The sequence below is a fragment of the Acinetobacter sp. G18 genome (assembly GCF_052660225.1).
The window spans coordinates 630037-653602 of record NZ_CP109658.1; the positions used below are offsets into that span (position 1 = coordinate 630037).

Sequence of the window (23566 nt, forward strand, 5' to 3'; positions counted from 1 at the left end):
TTTATACGCGTTCAATAATGGTGGCAATACCCATACCACCGCCGACACAGAGCGTCGCTAAACCGCGCTTTTTATCTTGTCGTTCAAGCTCATCAAGTAGGATGCCTAAAATCATGGCACCGGTTGCGCCTAAAGGATGTCCTAAAGCAATTGCACCGCCATTTACATTGACTTTCTCAGCAGGGACATTGAGCTCATTAATAAAACGCATCACGACAGCTGCAAATGCTTCGTTGACTTCAAATAAGTCAATATCATCAATTGTTAGTCCAGCTTTTTCCAAGGCTTTACGTGCAGCAGGTGCAGGACCAGTTAGCATGATGGTTGGGTCGGTACCAACGAGAGCAGTCGCCAAAACTTTAGCGCGTGGTTTTAAATTTTGTTCTTTGACTGCTTTTTCTGAAGCCAGTAAAACGAGAGCTGCTCCATCGACAATGCCTGATGAGTTACCTGCGTGATGAACATGATTTACTTTTTGTGCTTCTGGATATTTTTGTAAAGCAACTGCATCAAAACCCATTTGTCCCATCATTTCAAAACTTGGGTTGAGTTTTGCAAGGCCTTCGAGTGTGGTATTGCCTTTAATAAATTCATCTTTTTCTAAAATCACCACACCTGCGTGATCTTTGACTGGCACAACTGATTGATCGAAATAACCATTTGCTTGAGCTGCCGCTGCTTTTTGTTGCGACTTTACCGCAAAACTATCAACATCTTCACGGCTATAGCCGTCTAAGGTTGCGATAAGATCAGCTCCGATACCTTGTGGAACAAAAGATGATTTAAGGTTGGTTTCTGGATCTAACGCCCATGGTCCGCCATCAGAACCCATTGGAATACGCGACATTGATTCAACACCACCAGCAACCACTAAATCTTCCCAGCCTGAGCGAACTTTCATTGCTGCCATGTTGACAGCTTCTAAACCTGAAGCACAAAAACGATTAATTTGCACCCCAGCAACATCATCATTCCAACCCGCTGCAATGGCTGCTGTTTTAGCAATATCACCACCTTGATCACCAATTGGCGTTACGCAACCTAGAACAATATCGTCGACTTTAGACGTATCGAGTTGATGGCGTTGCTGTAATTCATTTAATAAAGTGGTGAGTAAGGTAATTGGTTTTACTTCGTAAAGAGAGCCGTCTTTTTTTCCTTTTCCGCGTGGTGTGCGAATGGCATCAATAATATAAGCCTCGCTCATAACAGTTCCTTTTTTATTGCTTAAAATTTATTTGTGTTTTGAGTGTACTGGTTTTAATAGCGAGTGCAATGACGATAAGCGCACCAGTCAGGTGATGATTTTTGCCAATAGAGATACAAAAAAGCCCAAGTTGAACTTGGGCTAAATGTGAAACTAAAGAGATTTAAGTATTAGTGGTAACCGTGTAGCTGACGATATAAACCAGGAGTTACACCAGTCCACTTTTTAAATGCACGGTGGAAGGTACTCGTTTCACTAAAGCCTACTTGTTGAGCAACATCTTCAAGTGTTAACTCAGGGTTGAGTAACAAGTGAATCGCAGCATCTCGACGTAGAGCATCTTTTACGCCTTGATAGCTTTTACCTTCAGCAGCTAAGCGGCGGCGTAAAGTTTGCGGAGATAAATACAGCATTGATGCAACGTCGTTAAGCGTTGGCATTTCTTCACCAATTTGACTCTTGAGTACGTCACGAATACGAGAAGTCAGCGAGTTGGTGTTCTTGAATTTTACTAAAAGCTGAGCAGGGGCTGCTTTCAAGAACTCTTCTAGCGTTTTTTCATCTTGGCGGATTGGTAAATCAAGATAATCAGCTGCAAAGGTTATTTCAGTACGTGGTGCATCAAACTGCATAACTGGTGCAAAGAATAAAGCATCATATTCATCTGCATGTGCAGGGCGCGGATAGCTAAAATGAACACGTTCTAATGGTAAGCGACGTTCAATAAGCCATGATGCTAAACCATGCCAAATCATGAGCATACTTTCAGTAATGAAATGATCTGGATCTAATGTTTTTGGAATGAGAGGAACCAAACGCGCTTCGTGTTTGTCACGTTCAAGTGTTACCGACCATTCATCACCAAATAACTTGTAAAATTGAGATGAAAGTTCGAGAGCTTGTCCCAAAGTTTTTGCATGAATAATCAACTGACACATAATGGCAAAAGTGCCCAAACGACGCGGTTGTACATCAAAACCGACGTGTTCGTCTTGGGTGACCATCCATAGCATTTTTATAAAACGGGTATATTGTTCTGGTGAGATTCGAGCTTTAGGTTGACGTAATAGTTCCGCTTCGATACCCACATGTGAAAGTAACGTCTCGACATCCATGCCAAGGCGTTTTACGCCTGTCAAAGCCGCATTCACGAAGTGGATGCTAATCGTATCGCGACTCATATTGAATCCTTCAGTCTCTTTGATGTTCACTTTAAATTGACCTAAATGACCGTCTAAAAAAATAAATTGGCGATTTACAACAGTGTAAAAGCACTTTTTACATGTTAAATTGCCGAAATGATCAAGGTAAATGGCTGAACATGACATTGTTTTAGAATATTTGCTTAACTAATATAAAAGAAAATTCGAATAATAGTGGTTAAAAATACGATGAAGACAGCATTAAACGGACTTAAAGTTCTCGATTTCTCGACGCTCTTACCTGGACCTTTTGCCACAATGTACTTAGCCGATATGGGCGCAGAAGTTATCCATATCGAATCTCCATCACGTCCAGATCTTATTCGGATTATGCCGCCCTATGCCAATGGACAAGCGACTGCACATAGTTATTTAAATCGAAATAAACAGTCGATTGTTCTCGATTTAAAAGATGCTGCAAGTATAGATCTGATAAAAGCCAAGATTTCCGAGTTTGATATTGTCATAGAACAGTTTCGGCCAGATGTTATGCGCCGTTTAGGGCTAGACTATGCAACACTTGCAGAAATTAACCCGCGTTTAATTTATTGCTCAATTACAGGTTATGGACAAACTGGAAACTATAAAGATCGAGCTGGGCACGACATTAATTATTTAGCTTTAGCGGGTATTGCAGGTTATAGCGGTCGACAAGATAGCGGCCCGCCACCGCTTGGCATTCAGGTCGCCGATATTGCAGGCGGATCATTACATGCAGTTATTGCTATTTTGGCTGCGGTTGTCGAACGCAGTCGTAGTGGTATGGGACAATACATTGATATTTCGATGACCGACTGTGTGGCGAGTCTAAATAGCATGGCAGCATCAGCCGCACTTGCAGGTCAAGTTGAGCAGGCGCCAGAGCAGGGTATGCTCAACGGTGGCATTTTCTATGACTATTATATGACTCAAGATGGTCGTTATCTTTCTATAGGTAGTCTTGAGCCACAATTTATGGCTGGTTTGTCTGCTGCATTAGATTTACCCGTGCTGTTACAAAAAGGCGCGTCATTAGATATCCAAGATCGAAAAGAAGTGAAGCAAGCCATTCAAGAAAAAATTAAAAGCAAAACATTTAAAGAATGGCATGAAATTTTTGCAAATCTGGATGTTTGTGTAGAGCCAGTATTGAGTTTGAGTGAGGCTTTAAACTCGCCATTAGCACAACAACGTGGATGGATTGTGGATGTTCCTTTGCAAAATAATACGACAGATACAGAACCACAGATCGCATGCCCAATTAAGTTTTCACGTTCACAAATGCGATATTCCTTTGTAGGTCAAAAGCTTGGCGAAGGACAATGGTAATGTCTTAGGGCTATTTCTTATACAGTGTGTATTAAGATTATTATCTGATTAATCAATTGATTAACATTTTGAATAATTTCTTTACATAAAATTAGCGTAACCTTTATAAACAAAGACATAAAAGGTACGTAAACATGAAAACGCATAAATCTTTGATGGTTTCCTGTTTATCCGTTTTATCAATTACTCTTTTTGTTCAGCATGCACAAGCTGCTGCTGCATTTGACCCAAATGGTTCTTGGATGTTGGGTGATTGGAACGGGCAACGCACAGCGTTGCAAGCACAAGGTTATGATTTTTCTTTCGGATATACCGGTGAATATGCCGGTATTTTAGATTCAAAGAATACATCTTCGCATGGTAGTGCTTATACAGGGCAACTCGCTTTAGGTTCGCATTTGGACCTAGGTAAAATTTTAGGGTGGCAAGATACAGAAGCTCAAATCACGTTAACTTATCGTGATGGGCAATCGCTTTCTGAACATTCTCCAGCTTTAGCTGGACACATTAGTTCTGCACAAGAAGTGTGGGGTCGTGAGCAAACTTGGCGTTTAACTGATTTATGGATTAAGAAAAAATTCCTTGATCAAAAGTTAGATGTGAAAGTTGGTCGTTTTGGTGAAGGTGAAGACTTTAATAGTTTTGACTGTGATTTCCAGAACTTGGCACTTTGTGGTTCACAAGTGGGTAACTGGGTTGGCGACCAATGGTATAACTGGCCAGTGAGCCAATGGGCAATGCGTGTTAAATATAACGTACAACCTGATCTATATACGCAAGTCGGTGTATATGAATATAACCCAGAGAACTTGGAACGAGGCAAAGGCTTTAACCTGAGCACAGACGGTTCTCACGGTGCAATTATTCCGGCAGAAGTAGTTTGGTCACCTAAATTAGGTGCACAAAGCATGGCTGGTGAATACCGGTTAGGTTATTACTACAGCACTGCTGATGCCAAAGAAATTACCAATCCAACCAAAACATCACATAAACAAGGTGTTTGGGTAACTGCAAAACAAAAACTATTCCAACCAGCTGACCAAACTGATCGTGGTTTAACAGGTTTTGTGAATCTGACTTTCCATGACTCAGATACCAATAAAGTCGACAACATGCAAAATGTAGGCTTGGTCTACAAAGGTTTGCTCAATCAACGTCCTCAAGATGAATTAGCACTTGGTGTTGCTCGTATTCATATCAATGATGACTGGAGCGATATTCAAGCCAAAGAATATGACACTGAATACAATACCGAGCTTTATTACGGTATTCATGCCACTAACTGGCTAACTATTCGTCCAAATGTGCAATATGTTCGTCATGTTGGTGCATTAAAAAATGGTGATAACACTTGGGTAGGCGGTATTAAATTCTCAACCGTATTCTAAGTAACTATTCCGAAAAACGGATTGTCGATGGCTAAATCATTAATTGAAGTATCCAGACCTTCCGTTTTTTTCTTTATGCCTGAATTTTGTTTTAGATGTATTGGTGATGCCATTTCTCTATAAGGTTTTTGGCACATCTTTCCGATAAAAATGATGATTGATAAGAGGTGGTTTATGAATCAACCTTCTTCAAGATCAGGTTTAACGACTTTTACCGTAATCATTATTGGGTTATTGGCGTTATTCCTGCTAATTGGAGGTATTTGGCTCGCTACACTAGGCGGTTCAATTTACTACATTGTAGCTGGAGTCTTGCTTCTCATTGTTACATGGCAACTCTACAAGCGCGCTTCAACTGCTTTGTGGGTTTATGCCGCATTAATGCTAGGTACCATTATCTGGAGTGTCTGGGAAGTTGGAACAGACTTTTGGGCGCTTGCACCACGTTTAGATATTCTAGGTATTCTTGGTTTATGGTTATTGATTCCGGCTGTGACTCGTGGAATCAACAACCTTGGATCAAGTAAAGTTGCCTTATCTTCAACTTTAGCGATTGCAATCGTATTGATGGTTTATTCTATCTTTAACGATCCGCAAGAAATTAATGGTGAGATTAAAACACCACAACCAGAAACTGCTCAAGCCGTTCCAGGTGTAGCAGAGAGTGATTGGCCAGCTTATGGTCGTACTCAAGCAGGTGAACGTTATTCTCCACTTAAACAGATTAATGACCAAAACGTCAAAGATTTGAAAGTGGCTTGGACACTACGTACTGGTGATTTCAAGACAGATAATGATTCGGGTGAAACAACCAATCAGGTTACGCCAATTAAAATTGGCAATAACATGTTTATCTGTACAGCTCATCAACAGTTAATTGCGATTGATCCAGCGACTGGTAAAGAAAAATGGCGTTTTGATCCGAAGCTTAAAACGGATAAATCGTTCCAGCATTTAACTTGCCGTGGTGTAATGTACTACGATGCAAACAATACAACTGAGTTTGCAACGAGTCTTCAAAGCAAGAAATCTAGCTCTACACAATGTCCACGTAAGGTATTTGTACCAGTCAACGATGGACGTTTAGTTGCTGTGAATGCTGACACTGGTAAAGCATGTACTGACTTTGGTGAAAATGGTGAAGTGAATTTACAAAAATTCATGCCATATGCTTATCCAGGTGGATATAACCCAACATCTCCTGGTGTTGTGACAGGTTCAACTGTCGTAATTGCAGGTTCTGTAACAGACAATTATTCAAGTAAAGAGCCATCTGGTGTAATTCGTGGCTACGATGTTAACACTGGTAAGCTTCTTTGGGCATTCGACACGGGTGCAGCAGATCCAAATGCAATGCCAGGCGAAGGTACGACCTTTGTTCATAACTCGCCAAATGCTTGGGCACCTTTAGCATATGATGCCAAACTTGATATTGTTTATGTTCCAACAGGTGTAGGTACTCCAGATATCTGGGGTGGTGACCGTACTGAGTTGAAAGAACGTTATGCGAACTCAATGTTAGCGATTAATGCTTCAACTGGTAAATTGATATGGAACTTCCAGACAACCCATCACGATTTGTGGGATATGGACGTACCATCTCAACCATCTTTGGCAGATATTAAAGACAAAACAGGTAAAACTGTTCCAGCAATCTATGTATTGACTAAAACAGGTAATGCCTTTGTTCTTGACCGCCGTAATGGTCAGCCAATTGTTCCTGTAACTGAAAAACCAGTTCCACAAACAGTTAAGCGCGGTCCACAAACCAAAGGCGAGCATTATTCAAAAACTCAGCCATTCTCTGACTTGAACTTGGCGCCACAAGACAAATTGACTGATAAAGACATGTGGGGTGCCACAATGCTTGATCAGCTCATGTGTCGTGTATCTTTCAAACGTCTAAATTACGATGGTATTTATACGCCACCATCTGAAAACGGTACTTTAGTTTTCCCTGGTAACTTAGGTGTGTTTGAATGGGGCGGCATGTCGGTTAACCCTGACCGTCAAGTTGCTGTAATGAACCCGATTGGTCTGCCATTCGTAAGCCGTTTAATTCCTGCTGATCCAAACCGTGCAGAAACTGCAAAAGGTGCAGGAACTGAGCAGGGTGTACAACCGATGTATGGCGTACCTTATGGTGTCGAAATCAGCGCATTCTTATCTCCGCTTGGTTTACCTTGTAAACAACCAGCTTGGGGTTATGTTGCTGGCGTAGATTTGAAAACGCATCAGGTTGTATGGAAAAAACGTATTGGTACTATCCGTGATAGCTTGCCAAAACTGTTCCAATTACCAGCTGTGAAAATTGGTGTTCCTGGTTTAGGTGGTTCAATCTCTACCGCAGGTAATGTCATGTTTGTTGGTGCAACTCAAGATAACTACATCCGTGCCTTTAACGTTACGAATGGTAAGAAACTTTGGGAAGCGCGTTTACCAGCCGGTGGACAAGCAACACCAATGACTTATGAAATCAATGGTAAGCAATATGTTGTAATCATGGCTGGTGGTCATGGTTCATTTGGTACAAAAATGGGCGACTATTTAGTAGCTTATGCATTGCCAGATAACAAATAAACCTTTGCTATAAAAAAAGCCCAGATTGATCTGGGCTTTTTTTATATTGATTTATATTAAAGCTTATCAATAAAACCGTTATTAAATATGCAAAAAAAGCATTTTATTGATGAATAAAAGCTCGCTATGCTATCCGCCTTAATAATGAATCTACTAGCCATACGCCATGTATTTATATACCGATTTCGACCAGCAGCTGGTTAATGAACGAGTTGCTCAGTTCCGTGATCAGACTGAACGCTATTTAGCTGGCAAACTTTCTGAAGATGAATATCGTCCATTACGTTTGCAAAATGGTTTATATGTGCAACGTTATGCGCCTATGCTGCGTATTGCTGTGCCGTATGGCTTAATGAATTCTAAACAATTACGTAAAGTTGCTGAAGTTTCAACTGCTTATGACCGTGGTTATGCACATGTATCTACACGTCAAAACATTCAGTTAAACTGGCCTGCACTTGAAGATGTGCCAGATATTTTGGCTGAACTTGCAACTGTACAAATGCATGCCATTCAAACCAGTGGTAACTGTATTCGTAACACAACAACTGACCAATATGCAGGTGTAGTTGCTGGTGAAATTGCAGACCCACGTCCAACATGTGAATTGATTCGTCAGTGGAGTACATTCCACCCAGAATTTGCATTCTTGCCACGTAAGTTCAAAATTGCTGTTTCTGCACTTGAAGAAAAAGATCGTGCAGCAACGGCATTCCACGATATTGGTGTTTACATCGTGCGTAATGAAGCGGGTGAAATTGGCTATAAAATTATGGCTGGTGGTGGTTTAGGCCGTACCCCAATTATTGGTAGCGTTATTCGCGAGTTTTTACCACGTGAAGATTTAATTGCTTACTTAGAAGCAGTTCTACGTGTTTATAACTTGCATGGCCGTCGTGATAACAAATATAAGGCGCGTATCAAAATCTTGGTTAAAGCATTAACGCCTGAAGTGTTTGCACAGAAAGTTGAAGCTGAATTCGAACATACACGCGAAGCATTGAAAATTCAGCCAGAAATCTTGAAAAAACTGGATGAAGAGTTCACTCCGTTTGATTATCAAGATTTGGCAGATGAAGACTTTACAGCTTTATTTGCTGAGCATCCAAAATTCAAACAATGGTTCAATATCAACACGCATGCACATAAAGTGAAAGGCTATCGTATTGTTACGATTTCTCTAAAACGTGCAGGTATTGCACCGGGCGATATGACCACCGAAGAAATGAACTTTATTGCAGATCTTGCTGATAAATATACTTTCGGTGAACTTCGCACGACTCACGAACAAAACATTGCTTTGGCAGATGTACCTCAAAAAGACTTGTTTGATGTATGGCAAGCACTTGAACAACAAAATATGGCACGTGCACATATTGGTTTCATTACCGACATTATTAGTTGTCCGGGCGGTGATTTCTGTTCACTTGCAAATGCGAAATCAATTCCAATTGCTGAAGCAATTACACGTCGTTTCGATGACTTAGACAAAGTTTATGATCTTGGTCATTTAGATCTAAATATTTCTGGTTGTATGAATGCTTGTGGTCACCACCACGTTGGTAACATCGGTATTTTAGGTGTAGATAAAAAAGGTGCTGAGTTCTACCAAATTACATTAGGTGGTAATTCGGACCATGATGCCTCAATCGGTGACATCTTAGGGCCATCATTTGCAGCAGATGCTGTGCCAGACGTAATTGAGGAAGTATTAAATACTTATCTTGATTTGCGTACGGAAGGTGAGCGTTTTGTTGATACATATCGCCGTGTAGGAATTCAACCATTTAAGGAGCGTGCATATGCTTAATACAGCTCTACCAGTGCTTTATAAAGATGGCACGATTGCAGACAATACTTATCAAATCATTGCTGAAGATGGTGTCGTTCCTCAAGGTGATGTTGTTGTAACAACAGCTCAACTAGACCAGTTAGCTAACGTTCAAGGCAAAAAAGCTTTATATGTGACTGTAAATGATTCACCTGAAGATCATACATTTCCATTAAATGAACTTGATGCAATCTTTATTGAGTTTGCAGGTTTCGGCGATGGTCGAGGTTATTCATTCGCTGCATTATTGCGTCGCCAAGGTTTCCAAGGTGAACTTCGTGCAACAGGTGATGTGTTTAAGGATGTACTAAACTACTTAAAACGTTCTGGTTTTGATAGTTTTGTCGTAAAAGAAGGCAAAGACGTACAAGAAGCTGCGGCAGGTTTGCAAGATTTTACCAATCCGTATCAAGCTTCAACTGCTGTGCCAAAAGCGAGCTACCAAACTGGTGCTTAAGATATGCTGACATAAAAAATCCCGCAATTTGCGGGATTTTTTATGTTGGAAATTAAGTGTCTAATTGGCAATTAACCATCCATTTTATGCCAAATTGATCGGTAAAGGCTCCATACAATGCACCCCAGAACGTTTTTTCTAGAGGCATTTCAATTTGGCCATTTACAGATAGCTTATCAAAAAGCTGCTTTGCTTTCTCTTGCTCGTCCTTTTCAAGATTAATTGCGATGTAGTGATTAGTGCCTTGGGTAAAAACACTGTTAGGTGCACAGAACTGATCATTGGTATCTGATGCCATAAGCACCGTGAATTCGTTAATGGGTAAAGACACATGTAAAATCAGGTTTTTATTGGCTTCTGATAAGGTTACACCTTCGGGAGCGGGCATATCACCATAGCGACTCAGCATGGCAAACTCTCCACCAAAGACTGATTTATAAAAGTTAAACGCTTGTTCCGCCTGACCCTGAAAGTTGAGATAGTGATTGAGTTGCATTGTTATTGTCCATTGTTGTTTTCGTTTAAAAGAATAAGTTAAAACTTAAAAGTGATTTTGTGGGTCATTTTTTGTAGTTTTTTCATAAAAAAATCCCACTGAAGTGGGATCTTAAAATAATGAATTTAGATTAAATGAGTTTAATCGCAACGGCTGTTGCTTCTCCACCGCCAATACAAAGTGCAGCAATACCTTTTTTACCACCAGTACGTTTAAGTGCATGAATCAGGGTAAGAATAATACGTGAACCTGTTGAGCCTACTGGGTGACCTAGTGCACAAGCACCGCCATTGATATTCACTTTCTCTGCATCAAGTTTGAAATCATCAATTGGACACATTGTAACCATGGCAAAGGCTTCATTAATTTCCCAAAGATCGACATCTTGAGCATTCCATCCTGCTTTTTTAAGAACTTTTTCAATGGCACCAACAGGAGCAATTGTAAATTCTGAAGGATGCTGAGAGTTTGAAGCTGTTGCAATAATTTTTGCCAGTGGCTGTAAACCATGTTGAGTAGCAACCTCACTTGAAGTTAATACTAATGCAGATGCACCATCCGAAATAGAGCTTGCGTTTGCTGCGGTAATTGTACCGTCTTTTGCAAAAGCTGGTTTAAGCGAAGGAATTTTGTCGATCTTTGCATTTAAAGGTTGTTCATCTTGATCAACAACGACATCACCTTTACGGCTAGGTACGGTAACAGGAACGATTTCATCTTTGAAATAGCCTTCGGTAATTGCAGTTTGAGCACGTTTTAAAGAGCGAATTGCAAAGTCATCCATTTGCTCACGTGTATATCCACGAGTATTTGCCATATCTTGAGCAAAAGAACCCATTAAACGACCAGTTTCAGCATCTTCAAGTCCATCAAGAAACATGTGATCCTTAATTTCGCCATGACCCATACGGTAGCCAGCTCGTGCTTTTGGTAAAATATAAGGGGCATTTGTCATCGACTCCATGCCACCTGCAACCACAATTTCAGCACTTCCTGCTTTGATCATATCGGCTGCTTGCATCACAGCTTTCATGCCTGAACCACAAAGTTTATTAATCGTCACTGCACCTGTAGAGTCTGGTAAACCAGCTTTACGCATCGCTTGACGAGCAGGGCCTTGTTTTAAACCAGCAGGAAGAACACATCCCATAATGACTTCTTCAACATCAGTAGGCTGCAAACCTGCTCGTGCGATTGCTTCTTTAATTGTTACTGCACCTAGTTCGGGAGCAGTTAGACCAGACAGTGATCCTTGAAAACCACCCATAGCAGTACGAGCACCATTAACAATTACGATGTCAGTCATTGTTGTAATCTCCGATTGTTCTTTATCTCAAATTAAGAAAACATTAAAACTTAAGCAGTATATTGCAAAATGGGGATAGTATTGGGTTCTGCATTAGACTGTAGAGTTCTAACAATTTTGAGATTCTTCTAAGCGTACGTGCCCCATTTTGCTGAGAATTAATTTAAAATTTTTAAGTTGATCATAAGAACAATAAATAAAACTGCCATTAGACTCGATTGGAAGTCCGGAATTGCCCTGAAAAACAATACTATTTTGTTTTTTTCCAAAACGTTGTAATTTCATAGAACCATAATGATGATTAAGATCTATGGAGGTTAATAACTCTTCATTTAAGTCATGTTGTAGATTACGATTATTGTCTACAAAGCTAATGAGTTGACTATTCCAGTTCGTATTACAAATGAATTGATCGGAACTGGGACACAGAACAATGTTTGTATGCCTAACAATCGCGTCATATTTAGCTTTTTGTATATGAATTGTGAGTACACGCGGAGTATTTTTTAATTCTGCAGATGCCATAAATTGATGGTATAAAGGAATGGCTATAACTGACATAATTACAATAATTACGAGGGTTATAGAGAGCTCAACTATAGTAAAACCAGGAGATTTAAACATTAAGAAACCTTAATATATGTATAAATAGAGCAATTTTATGTTTTCTGACAATGATTTATATTATTTTTTATAATAAGGAAACACAAAATTAAATAAGGGTTATCAGTTGACTAGAATACTGGTAAAATCACCGCAAGCGAAACAAAGAAGTTGTTCATATTTGCTAGTTGAGTAAAAAATTACCGAATTACAACGGAAATTGTAAGTAATTTTGTCAATAATTTACTTGATTAAAATTATCAAGCACTTGGAAAGTTTATCAAGTGTTTGTATGATTCAAATGTGAATAGCTTAAAAATAATACTGGGGTAAAAATATCTCAGGGGCCAATAAATTTAGGCTGAGCTTGAACAACAATTGTTATCTCTGGAGGATATCCATGAAATTGAGTCGTATTGCACTTGCTACTATGCTTGTTGCTGCTCCATTAGCTGCTGCTAATGCTGGCGTAACAGTTACTCCATTATTGCTTGGTTACACTTTCCAAGACAGCCAACACAATAATGGCGGTAAAGATGGTAACCTAACTAACGGTCCTGAGTTACAAGACGATTTATTCGTTGGTGCAGCTCTTGGCGTTGAATTAACACCATGGTTAGGTTTCGAAGCTGAATATAACCAAGTTAAAGGTGATGTAAACGGCGCTTCTGCTGGTGCTGAATACAAACAAAAACAAATCAACGGTAACTTCTATGCTACTTCTGATTTAATCACTAAAAACTACGACAGCAAATTTAAGCCGTATGTATTATTGGGTGCTGGTCACTACAAATACGACTTTGATGGTGTAAATCGTGGTACACGTGGTAATTCTGAAGAAGGTACTTTAGGTAATGCTGGTATCGGTGCGTTCTATCGCATCAATGATGCTTTATCTCTTCGTACAGAAGCTCGTGGTACTTATAACTTTGATGAAGAATTCTGGAACTATACAGCTCTTGCTGGTTTAAACGTAGTTCTTGGTGGTCACTTGAAGCCTGCTGCTCCTGTAGTAGAAGTTGCTCCAGTTGAACCAACTCCAGTTGCTCCACAACCACAAGAGTTAACTGAAGACCTTAACATGGAACTTCGTGTGTTCTTTGATACTAACAAGTCAAACATCAAAGACCAATACAAACCAGAAATCGCTAAAGTTGCTGAGAAGTTAACTGAATACCCTAACGCTACTGCACGTATCGAAGGTCACACAGATAACACTGGTCCACGTAAGTTGAACGAACGTTTATCTTTAGCTCGTGCTAACTCTGTTAAATCAGCTCTTGTAAACGAATACAATGTTGATGCTTCTCGTTTGTCTACTCAAGGTTTCGCTTGGGATCAACCGATTGCTGACAACAAAACTAAAGAAGGTCGTGCTATGAACCGTCGTGTATTCGCGACAATCACTGGTAGCCGTACTGTAGTAGTTCAACCTGGTCAACAAGCTCAATAATTTGAGTTTCTGAACAGTAAAAAAGCGACTCGTTAGAGTCGCTTTTTTTATTACGATTTTTCAAATATTTTTTCATTTTTATATCTCCTAAAGAATATCTATTCAGTTAATTGTTTATAAATAAGTTTTTACCAAACACCTTTTTTTAATTGCTGTTTAGTATCTTGTCTATCTCGACGATGCTGTGCACGAGGTTTTTCTGTCTCATGCATGCCACCTTTTTGAAGTAAAGGGGACAGAGCTACGTGGTTACGGACCTTAATTTTTGGCATTTCTTTAATTTTCATGTTTTAACCTTTAATACATAAAACTTGTTTAAGTGTATGAACCACTTCAATAAGATCTGATTGGTTCGCCATGACTTCATCAATATCCTTGTAAGCACTTGGGATCTCATCGACAATGCCACTATCTTTACGGCACTCAATACCTTTGGTTTGCTCAATTAAGTCTTGTTGATTAAAAAGAATTTTTGCCTTGCTACGGCTCATTTTACGCCCAGCGCCGTGAGAACATGAACAAAAAGACTCAGGATTAGCTTTTCCTCTAACAATATAAGAGCGTGCTCCCATAGAGCCAGGAATAATTCCTAACTCATCTAAACCTGCTCTAATCGCCCCTTTCCTGGTAACTAAAAGATTTTCACCAAAATGGGTTTCTCGACTTACATAATTATGATGACAATTAATTGCTTCTTTTGTCATTTGAAATGAGGGGAGGATAGGTCGGATTGCTTCTAAGACTAATCGCATCATTTCTTTACGATTTTCAAAAGCATATTCTTGGGCCCACTCCACAGCTTCTACATAATCATTAAAACTGTTTGAACCTTCAGCAAAATAACTTAAGTCTTTATCGGGTACATGTCCAAAGCGATGTTGTGCTTCTTTCTTGGCGAGCTCAATAAAATAAGTACCAATGACGTTCCCCAGTCCTCGACTACCTGAATGTAGCATTACCCATACATCTTGATTTTCATCAATACATAACTCTATAAAGTGATTACCACCTCCTAATGTGCCTAATTGTTTTTGCCAAGTTGCATCAAACTGCCGAAGCATGCGGACTAGACCTGGATGTTTTTTTACAATCGGTTGCAACCGCTTTTCGAGCGGAATAATACTCGATGCTTTAGCTTTGACCTGCTTATGTAAAGCAAATCCAACTGGTACTTTACGTTCAATTGCATCACGTAAACGACTCAAGTTATCAGGTAGCTGTGAAGCCTTTAGACTCAAACGAATTGCATTCATTCCACAGCCAATATCTACACCGACTGCTGCTGGAATAATGGCATGTTTAGTCGGGATGACACTTCCTACAGTCGCACCTTTTCCTACGTGAACATCTGGCATAACAGCAATATGTGAATATATAAATTGCAGCTGTGCCATTTTCTTGAGTTGTTCGATACTTTCACTGTCTATATCTTGAGTGAAAATTTTAACAGGGACACCATAGAGTGCCTCTTCGTTTAATATTTTTTGTATGCCCATAATTTTTCTCTTATTTTTCTGTCCGAATAGGCATAAAAAAACCTAGCGAATGCTAGGTCTTAAATTCGAGCATTCGGACAAGTGAATTAAATTTGTACACTTGTCCGTGAGCTGACATCGTGCCAAATCGTTACTGTGTTTTACCTTGTAGTGTTGGCATGATGTCCTCCTTTTTTAAAAAGTGCCGTTGAAAATCTGAACGGCATTTTACCTGTTTTTAACTAAAGATCAAGTTTTTGACGTTTAGATAGTTTTAATTGACTCTTTAAACTTACTATTAATCTTGCTCTGGCTTTACATCCATTTGGTCGTAAGGGATTAACTTAGTTTTATTTTTCCATTTATATCCGAGCCAAATTACTAAGAATAACGGTATGCTGATATAGGTGGAAAGTAAGCCCATCCAGTCAATTTTTCCGCCCAAAACAGCTTGATAGTTTTGTCCAAGAATAATGATAGAACAGAGAATAAAGGCAAACCAAGGTGCAAATGGGAAAAACTTAGCGCGGTAAGCTAAATCTTCAAGTTTATACCCTTGAGCAATATAACCTTTACGGAAACGATAATGTGAAATTGCAATACCTAACCAGACAATAAAGCCACACATCCCTGACATATTGAGTAGCCAGTTAAAGACTTGTTTTTCCCCAATAAAAGTCGTTAAGAAGCAGAATGCAGCAATAAATGTAGTTGCATATAAGGCATTCATTGGAACACCACGATTGTCGAGTTTGGCAAACCATTTCGGTGCACGACCTTGCTGAGCCATATCAAATAACATACGGGTAGAAGAATACATACCTGAGTTACCTGCCGACAAAATAGCAGTCAAAATAACTGCATTCATTAAGCTCGCAGCGAAAGCAAAGCCTACCTTTTCATAAAGCAAGGTAAAAGGAGAAAGGGCAACATTTTCTGTTGTCGCGGCTTGCAATAGGTTTGGATCATCATAGGCAATGAGTGTGCCGATAATGAAAATACACAACACATAGAATAATAAAATTCGCCAGAAAATCTGTTTAATTGCCAGTGGAATTGTTTTCTTTGGATCTTTCGATTCGCCCGCAGCAACACCCACCATTTCAGTTCCTTGAAATGAGAATCCTGCAATCATGGCAACCCCAATCATGGCCTGTAAACCACCTACAAAAGGTGCATCTTTGTAGGTCCAGTTGCCGAATGTCGCCACTCCAGGTGTCAACATCACTTTAATAATCATGGCAATACCAATGATAATGAAGGCAACAATAGCGATAACCTTAACCATTGAGAACCAGAATTCGCTTTCGCCAAATCCTTTTACACTCATTGCGTTAATCATGAAAATGATAACGAGGAAAAGGGCACTCCAGTAAAAACCGGGAATATCTGGAAACCAGAATTTCATAATAAACTGTACAGCAACAAGTTCAAATGCAACCGTAATTGCCCAGTTGTACCAATAATTCCAGCCTAGAGCGAAACCAAAGCCATCTTCAACATAGCGACTGCCATAGGTAAAAAATGCACCAGATGTTGGGGTATGAGTCGCAAGCTCACCTAAACTGGTCATTAAGAAGTAAATCATAATACCAATAAGAGAGTAAGCGAGTAGAGCCCCACCAGGGCCTGCGTTTGCAATGGTTGATCCAGAAGCAAGGAAGAGACCTGTACCAATGGAACCACCAATGGCGATCATATTCAGATGACGAGCTCCAAGCTTTCGCTGGAGTTTTTCAGGAGCATGTGTTTCGCTCATGGAGATTCCTTACATAGTTTGTTATGCACAGGCATATAACACCTTAAAGCCTTGAAGATCAGTTTTAATCTCACACTGACCAAAGTGCTTCTCAATTAAGATCGGATAGTTTAAAAAACGGTTTGCTACAATCCATAGCTCACCCGATGCCTTTAAATGTTTTTTAGCGTTCTGGCAGAGTCCTTCACTTGCATCATAGTTGGTATGAATACCTTGATGAAAGGGAGGATTACTGACAATGGCATCAAGTTCTGTTGGGGCGTCTGCAATTCCTATAACAGGTTGCAATCTCAACTGGTCTGAACCTATTCCATTTCGACTAAAAGTCATTTCCGTTGACCGTAAAGCGAAAGCATCAATATCTAAGGCATGAATAATATTACTTGAATTTATTTTTGCCAAATAACAACTGATAATTCCCGCACCACACCCGAAGTCGGCAATTCTACCTGATTTCATCTGATTAAGATAAGGGAGTAAAACAGCAGTTCCCACATCTAGATGATTTTGACTGAAAACCCCCGGTAGAGCACAAATGGTAAGTTCATGTCCATTTGCTTGAACAGTATAGGTTTTTAACCAGCTTTCAAGAGGTTTGAGCTTTTCAGTTTTCTCAATTTTTAAATGCCATAACTGACAATGTCGAGCGCTATCAAGTTTAAGAATTTTGCCAAAACTTTGTAGTTGTTTAGCAGCTCTTTCAACACCACCTTTTTTTTCACCTACTAAAAAAACTGATTGGCCAGTTTTTAGATGGCTCATCACCACATGCAATATATAGTTTAAAAGCTCTTTTGATTTTGGAACAAAAATTATAGCCTGATCAAATTCTTGTGATGGAAACTCAACCGAGAAATGTGCTGTCGTGCCTGCATTAACAAAGCCTTGATAGTCCGCATAATTCCACGTCCAGACTGATGCATCAACCCCAGATGGTAATTGACTGACTAAGGCATCATTGGGTGCATTAATCAACAAGAGTCTACCTTTTAAATAGTCTTGTTGTCTTAATATCACTTCACTTCTAGGATCCATGTACATCTCTCATGAAGAAGAATGCCCAGTGGAAACTGGGCAGTAATCAAAAAATTAAAAAAGGGTTATTTATGTGTTTCAGGCAGCACAACATTTAAAATTAATGCCGCAATACCGCCTGTTGCTACACCAGAACTAAAAATATTTTTAAATAACTCTGGTAAGTGTTCCAAAATTTGTGGAACTTGAGCAACACCTAAACCTAGTGCAAGTGAAATCGCGATAATTAAAAGGGCACGACGGTCTAAATGAATAGATGAAAGAATGTTAATGCCTGAGGCAGCAACCGCACCAAACATTACCATAACTGCTCCGCCTAATACCGCCTGTGGTACGGCTTGTATTACACCTGCTACAGCAGGGAATAGACCTAATAGAATGAGTAAAGCAGCAATCCAGATCCCTACGTAACGACTTGCCACTCCAGTGAGTTGAATTACACCATTATTTTGAGCGAAAACAGAACTAGGGAAGGTGTTAAATAATCCTGCAAGTAAAGAGTTTGCGCCATTCACTAACACGCCACCTTTAATGCGTTGCATCCACTGAGGACCATCTACAGGTTGGTTTGAAAGTTTACTGGTTGCTGTGACATCACCAATTGCTTCTAATGAAGTCACCAGATAAATGAATGCCATTGGAATAAATAAGCCCCATGAGAAGCTTAAGCCAAAGTGCATAGGTGTCGGAATTTGAATAACAGGAGCGTCTTTTAGACCAGAGAAATCTAAATAACCCATGAAACCAGCAAGAATGTAGCCAATAACTAAAGCAATCAAAATAGCCGAGCTTTTAATCCACACTACGCGAATGCGATTTAAAACAATAATAATAGCTAGAACTGTACAAGACATTATAAGGTTATCAGAACTTGCAAAAGTATGGTCTTGCATGGCTTGGTAACCACCACCCATACTAATGAGGCCTTCTTTAATAAGCGTTAAACCAATCAGCAGTACAACAATACCTGTCACAAGCGGAGTAATAAGTCTTTTTACCCATGGCAAGATTTGTGACACACCCATTTCAATAAATGAACCAGCAATCACCACACCAAAAATAGCAGCCATAACCTGATTTACTGGTGTACCTGCGGCAACCATTGCACTCCCAATACCAATAATTGGGCCAATAAAGTTAAAACTAGTACCCTGAACAATGAGTAGACCTGCACCGAAAGGACCAACTTTTTTGCATTGTAAGAAAGTTGCAATTCCTGAAATGACCAAAGACATGGATAAAATCATGTTGGTTTCGGTACGTGAAACACCCAAAGCTAAACAAATAAGAAGCCCAGGTGTAATAATTGGGACAATAATTGCAAGCAAATGTTGAAAAGCAGCTAGAAAAGCCACGAAGGGTTTTGGTCGGTCATCTAGTCCATAAACAAGGTCAAGATGGTCTGGTGATGGTTGATTGGACATGGGAGTAAATACGCCACAATTTCGCAAATTGGCGCTATTCTAATCGAGATACCTATCTTTACAAAACGAAATACAGGCTATTGGGAAATTTTTTTGTCAATGTCAATAAACTGTCACTACTCAAGAGTAGTGTTTTTCTGTATAATTTGCCCTCAAATTTCAGGCGTTTCTAATTTTCATGTCAGATATCAAAAATCTCCGTAATATCGCAATTATTGCGCACGTCGACCACGGGAAAACCACACTTGTCGATAAACTACTTCAGCAATCAGGTGCTCTCGGTGACCGAGCAGGCGAGATTGAGCGTGTCATGGACTCGAATGCGCTTGAAAGTGAACGTGGTATTACCATCTTAGCGAAAAACACTTCTATTACTTGGTTGGATAAACGTACTGATACAACTTACCGTATCAACATCGTGGACACCCCGGGACACGCCGACTTCGGTGGTGAAGTAGAACGTGTTATGTCGATGGTTGACTGCGTATTACTTCTTGTTGACTCTCAAGAAGGCCCAATGCCACAAACTCGTTTTGTAACGCAAAAAGCCTTTGCTCGTGGTTTGAAGCCAATCGTTATTATCAACAAAGTTGATAAACCAAGTGCACGTCCAGACTGGGTAATCGATCAAGTATTTGATTTGTTTGATAACCTTGGTGCAACTGATGAGCAATTAGATTTCCCAATCGTTTATGCATCAGGTTTACGTGGTGTAGCGGGTCCAGCTCCTGAAGAACTTGCAGAAGACATGACTCCGTTGTTCGAAACGATTGTAGACATCGTTGAGCCACCAGCAGTTGACGTTGATGGTCCATTCCAAATGCAGATTTCATCACTTGACTATAACAGCTTCGTAGGCGTTATCGGTGTTGGTCGTATTCAACGTGGTTCAGTAAAATTAAACACTCCTGTTACTGTAATTGACAAAGATGGCAATACACGTAACGGTCGTATTTTAAAAATCATGGGTTACCACGGTTTAGAACGTATTGATGTAGATTCAGCATCTGCTGGTGACATCGTATGTATTACTGGTATTGATGCACTTAATATTTCTGACACAATCTGTGATCCGAAAAATGTTGAAGCATTACCAGCTTTATCTGTAGATGAACCTACGGTATCTATGACTTTCCAAGTAAACAACTCTCCGTTTGCTGGTAAAGAAGGTAAATTCGTAACTTCACGTAATATCCGTGAACGTCTTGATCGCGAATTAATCCATAACGTAGCTTTACGTGTTGAAGACACTGACAGTCCAGACCGCTTCAAAGTTTCTGGTCGTGGTGAACTTCACCTTTCAGTTTTAATTGAAAACATGCGTCGTGAAGGCTTCGAAATGGGCGTATCACGTCCACAAGTAATCATCAAAGAAATTGATGGTGAAAGACAAGAGCCTTACGAAAACGTAACGTTTGACGTTGAAGAACAGCATCAAGGTGCTGTAATGGAACAAATGGGTCATCGTAAAGGCGAAATGACTAATATGGAAGTTGACGGTAAAGGCCGTATCCGTATTGAAGCGACTGTGCCTTCACGTGGTCTAATCGGTTTCCGTTCTGAATTCTTGACCATGACTTCTGGTACAGGGATCATGACTTCAAGCTTCTCGCATTATGGTCCTGTTAAACAAGGTACTGTTGCGAAGCGTCAAAACGGTGTATTGATTTCTATGGTTCAAGGTACTTGCTTGGGCTATGCATTGTTCAGCTTACAAGACCGTGGTCGTTTATTTGCTAAGCCACAGTTGGAAGTTTACGAAGGTATGATCGTGGGTATTAACTCTCGTTCAGACGATATGGTTGTAAACCCAACTAAAGCGAAACAATTAACTAACGTTCGTGCATCTGGTACAGATGATGCTTTAACTTTAGTACCTGCAATTGAATATACGCTTGAACAAGCGCTTGAATTCATTGAAGATGACGAGTTAGTAGAAGTAACACCTAAATCAATCCGTATCCGTAAACGTTACTTGACTGAAAACGAACGTAAACGTAACCGTGATAAATAATTTTTCTTAATTGAAAAAGAAAAAAACCGCTAAATTAATTTAGCGGTTTTTTTAATTGTTATATTTGAAATTAAATTAACCTTAAATTCATATTTTTCTTCTAAACGAATATGTTGTTAAAGTGTGAGATAGTTTTCTTTTTTTTGATAAAAATATTAAATTATCAATATCATGGCGAGTACTATCTAATTCGATAAGATGCCAATGAAAAAGAAAAATATGACGTGTTTCTGCCCCCGACATCTGGAGATGTTTAGATGAGTATTATTCAAGAATTTAAAGAATTTGCCATTAAAGGCAATATGATGGATTTAGCCATTGGTGTGATTATTGGTGGTGCTTTTGGCAAAATCGTGGACTCTTTGGTGAAAGATATTATCATGCCAATTATCAGTGTAATTACTGGTGGTGGCGTTGATTTTACACAAAAATTCATTGTGTTAGGTGCAAACCCTAACAATTTACAATCTTTAGATGCCTTACAAAAGGCAGGTGTCAATGTATTAACTTATGGTAACTTCCTGACCATTTTAATTAACTTCCTTATTTTGGCTTGGGTTGTATTCTTAATGGTGAAATTATTAAATAGACTTCGCCGTGATAAGAATGAGCCAGAAGCTCCAGCTGCAACGCCTGAAGACGTGCAATTACTGCGCGAAATTCGTGATGAGTTGAAAAAGAAAGCTTAAGCAGATTTCAAATAAAAAACGGTACCTAGCGTACCGTTTTTTATAGTTATTTTATCGAACTTCTCCAATTAAGAATCTTTCAGTAATTTCATAGCAATTAGAAATAATATCTTGAGTAGTTTGATTATCCGTACAATTCTGTAAGTAATATTCAATTAGAATAGAATTAGAAGGCTCATCGTTATGATATTTAGAAACATTTATGCCAAGTTTTGAAAAATCTTTTTGAGCCTGAAACTCTAAAATTCTGTGTACTCGATCAGACTGTTGTTCAGTTACTGTAGGGATATAAATTTTAAGGGTTTTATCATTTTGTTTAATAATTAAATTTTCTTTAATTTCTTTAATATTATTAAAGAGAGTAAAATTTTTGTTAAATAAATCTTCGACATAATAGTCAAAATCAATGAAATCTAATAAATAAAAATATTGATCGTATTGGTAACTATTACCTTGGAAGTAAGTATTAAAATTATAACTACCTTCAAACTCTCCAGTTCCTTCCTCTTGTACAATAAAACTGTATTCAGGATATTTCTGGCTAAAATTAAGCATATCTTTTTCAAGGCTATACCATTTTACTTCATTTTCAGAGTTACCATCTAAATTAAAGGCATATTCAGCTTCATGATGTGAATTTGATTGTGCATCATCATATAACGCTTGAATGATCTTACGTGTTTCATCACGATTAGCTGGGCGTTTTTCTTCATGCACCCAAACTCGTAAAGATACATATGTGTACATCCCCATTTAAAATTCCTTAGATAAGTAAAATATTTATTAAAGTTAAAAATAAATTCATTAAACTAAAACTACTTATAATTCATTTTATTAGCTTGTAAAATACAATTTATTTTATGCTTAAAGAATACCAAAATGAGAGTATTCTTAATAGTCTTTTTGCATTTAAGTTATCTTAGAAGACTAATTTTTAAAGGATATTAATATTAAACTTATATTAGTAAAGGTAAGTTATTATGAATCAGCTATTTGTATATGGCACTTTATGTCCGAATCAAGCTAATGCTCATATTTTAGAACAAATCGATGGTCACTGGATAAAAGCCAGTGTAAGAGGCGTGATTCATATTTTAGATTGGGGTCCAGACAAGGGTTTAAAAGCACTTGAGTTAGATTCGCAAGCCGATTGGATAGATGGTTATGTGTTTAGCACAGAAAAACTTGCTGAAAACTGGCAGATGCTGGATGATTTTGAAGGTTTTCAATACCAGCGTGTCATCGCAGATGTAAAACTAGAGTCGGGTGAATATATTAAAGCCTGGACATATCAAATGAATGCGCAGGCTCAAGCTTCTGAAAACCATAATTAAATTAA

20 protein-coding genes are annotated in these 23566 nt (G+C 39.0%); 9 read left to right on the top strand and 11 right to left on the bottom strand.

All coding sequences use genetic code 11. From position 1 onward, the window contains the following. Position 1: 1 nt before the first annotated feature. Together NE363_RS03080 and NE363_RS03085 are read right to left on the bottom strand one after the other, a co-directional pair. On the bottom strand, positions 2 to 1207 hold the full coding sequence (locus NE363_RS03080; RefSeq protein WP_445535801.1) for an acetyl-CoA C-acetyltransferase: 1206 nt from the start codon (positions 1205 to 1207) through the stop codon (positions 2 to 4). 170 nt (positions 1208 to 1377) lie between these two features. After that, positions 1378 to 2388 carry an AraC family transcriptional regulator gene (locus NE363_RS03085; RefSeq protein WP_002051267.1) on the bottom strand — a complete coding sequence of 337 codons (1011 nt, stop codon included), beginning with the start codon at positions 2386 to 2388 and terminating at the stop codon, positions 1378 to 1380. Between the two features lie 210 nt (positions 2389 to 2598). Here NE363_RS03085 and NE363_RS03090 point away from each other — a divergent pair, with 210 nt between their 5' ends. The 5 genes from NE363_RS03090 to NE363_RS03110 all read left to right on the top strand — a co-directional run bounded on the left by NE363_RS03090 (position 2599) and on the right by NE363_RS03110 (position 9973). Continuing rightward, positions 2599 to 3717: a CaiB/BaiF CoA transferase family protein gene (locus NE363_RS03090; protein WP_445535802.1), complete on the top strand. Its 1119-nt coding sequence runs from the start codon at positions 2599 to 2601 to the stop codon at positions 3715 to 3717. 155 nt (positions 3718 to 3872) lie between these two features. Further along, positions 3873 to 5105 carry a carbohydrate porin gene (locus NE363_RS03095; RefSeq protein ID WP_445536353.1) on the top strand — a complete coding sequence of 411 codons (1233 nt, stop codon included), beginning with the start codon at positions 3873 to 3875 and terminating at the stop codon, positions 5103 to 5105. 174 nt (positions 5106 to 5279) lie between these two features. Continuing rightward, positions 5280 to 7685, top strand: a complete 2406-nt coding sequence (locus tag NE363_RS03100) for a glucose/quinate/shikimate family membrane-bound PQQ-dependent dehydrogenase (protein ID WP_445535803.1) — start codon at positions 5280 to 5282, stop codon at positions 7683 to 7685. 166 nt (positions 7686 to 7851) lie between these two features. Then, positions 7852 to 9495, top strand: a complete 1644-nt coding sequence (locus NE363_RS03105; RefSeq protein ID WP_004789205.1) for a nitrite/sulfite reductase — start codon at positions 7852 to 7854, stop codon at positions 9493 to 9495. Continuing rightward, positions 9488 to 9973 (top strand): DUF934 domain-containing protein, encoded by a 486-nt coding sequence (locus tag NE363_RS03110; RefSeq protein ID WP_049064615.1) that lies wholly within the window; start codon positions 9488 to 9490, stop codon positions 9971 to 9973. Before NE363_RS03105 ends, NE363_RS03110 begins: the two co-directional genes overlap by 8 nt. Before the next feature lie 52 nt (positions 9974 to 10025). On the opposite strand, the gene NE363_RS03115 is transcribed toward NE363_RS03110, so the two are convergent. The 3 genes from NE363_RS03115 to NE363_RS03125 form a co-directional block, all read right to left on the bottom strand. Beyond that, entirely contained in the window at positions 10026 to 10469 is a 444-nt protein-coding gene (locus NE363_RS03115; RefSeq protein ID WP_019457527.1) for a VOC family protein, read from the bottom strand. 130 nt (positions 10470 to 10599) lie between these two features. Beyond that, positions 10600 to 11775, bottom strand: coding sequence for a thiolase family protein (locus tag NE363_RS03120; RefSeq protein WP_445535804.1), 1176 nt, complete (start codon positions 11773 to 11775; stop codon positions 10600 to 10602). A 108-nt stretch (positions 11776 to 11883) separates the two neighbouring features. Next, on the bottom strand, positions 11884 to 12399 hold the full coding sequence (locus NE363_RS03125; RefSeq protein ID WP_445535805.1) for a GspH/FimT family pseudopilin: 516 nt from the start codon (positions 12397 to 12399) through the stop codon (positions 11884 to 11886). Positions 12400 to 12778: 379 nt separating this feature from the next. On the opposite strand from NE363_RS03125, the gene omp38 reads away from it, so the two are divergent. Then, positions 12779 to 13831 carry an outer membrane protein Omp38 gene (omp38, locus tag NE363_RS03130; RefSeq protein ID WP_019457530.1) on the top strand — a complete coding sequence of 351 codons (1053 nt, stop codon included), beginning with the start codon at positions 12779 to 12781 and terminating at the stop codon, positions 13829 to 13831. Between the two features lie 128 nt (positions 13832 to 13959). Here omp38 and NE363_RS03135 read toward each other — a convergent pair whose 3' ends face one another. The 5 genes from NE363_RS03135 to NE363_RS03155 all read right to left on the bottom strand — a co-directional run bounded on the left by NE363_RS03135 (position 13960) and on the right by NE363_RS03155 (position 19524). Further along, on the bottom strand, positions 13960 to 14103 hold the full coding sequence (locus NE363_RS03135) for a hypothetical protein (RefSeq protein ID WP_166739898.1): 144 nt from the start codon (positions 14101 to 14103) through the stop codon (positions 13960 to 13962). Between the two features lie 18 nt (positions 14104 to 14121). Then, complete coding sequence (locus NE363_RS03140) at positions 14122 to 15327, bottom strand: RtcB family protein (RefSeq protein ID WP_445535806.1); 1206 nt, start codon at positions 15325 to 15327, stop codon at positions 14122 to 14124. A 277-nt stretch (positions 15328 to 15604) separates the two neighbouring features. Then, positions 15605 to 17065 carry an amino acid permease gene (locus NE363_RS03145; RefSeq protein ID WP_019457532.1) on the bottom strand — a complete coding sequence of 487 codons (1461 nt, stop codon included), beginning with the start codon at positions 17063 to 17065 and terminating at the stop codon, positions 15605 to 15607. A gap of 21 nt (positions 17066 to 17086) precedes the next feature. Beyond that, positions 17087 to 18100: a methyltransferase gene (locus NE363_RS03150; protein ID WP_445535807.1), complete on the bottom strand. Its 1014-nt coding sequence runs from the start codon at positions 18098 to 18100 to the stop codon at positions 17087 to 17089. 65 nt (positions 18101 to 18165) lie between these two features. Beyond that, on the bottom strand, positions 18166 to 19524 hold the full coding sequence (locus NE363_RS03155; protein ID WP_077168723.1) for a uracil-xanthine permease family protein: 1359 nt from the start codon (positions 19522 to 19524) through the stop codon (positions 18166 to 18168). Between the two features lie 178 nt (positions 19525 to 19702). Between NE363_RS03155 and typA the strand changes: the two genes are divergently transcribed. After that, positions 19703 to 21538: a translational GTPase TypA gene (typA, locus tag NE363_RS03160; protein ID WP_004705742.1), complete on the top strand. Its 1836-nt coding sequence runs from the start codon at positions 19703 to 19705 to the stop codon at positions 21536 to 21538. 257 nt (positions 21539 to 21795) lie between these two features. Further along, on the top strand, positions 21796 to 22227 hold the full coding sequence (gene mscL, locus NE363_RS03165) for a large conductance mechanosensitive channel protein MscL (RefSeq protein WP_004705743.1): 432 nt from the start codon (positions 21796 to 21798) through the stop codon (positions 22225 to 22227). 51 nt (positions 22228 to 22278) lie between these two features. Here mscL and NE363_RS03170 read toward each other — a convergent pair whose 3' ends face one another. Further along, the gene (locus NE363_RS03170) at positions 22279 to 22980 is read right to left on the bottom strand and encodes a hypothetical protein (RefSeq protein WP_004705745.1); all 702 of its coding nucleotides are present in this window, start codon (positions 22978 to 22980) and stop codon (positions 22279 to 22281) included. Between the two features lie 227 nt (positions 22981 to 23207). Between NE363_RS03170 and NE363_RS03175 the strand changes: the two genes are divergently transcribed. Next, positions 23208 to 23561 carry a gamma-glutamylcyclotransferase family protein gene (locus NE363_RS03175; RefSeq protein ID WP_348888701.1) on the top strand — a complete coding sequence of 118 codons (354 nt, stop codon included), beginning with the start codon at positions 23208 to 23210 and terminating at the stop codon, positions 23559 to 23561. Positions 23562 to 23566 lie beyond the last annotated feature (5 nt).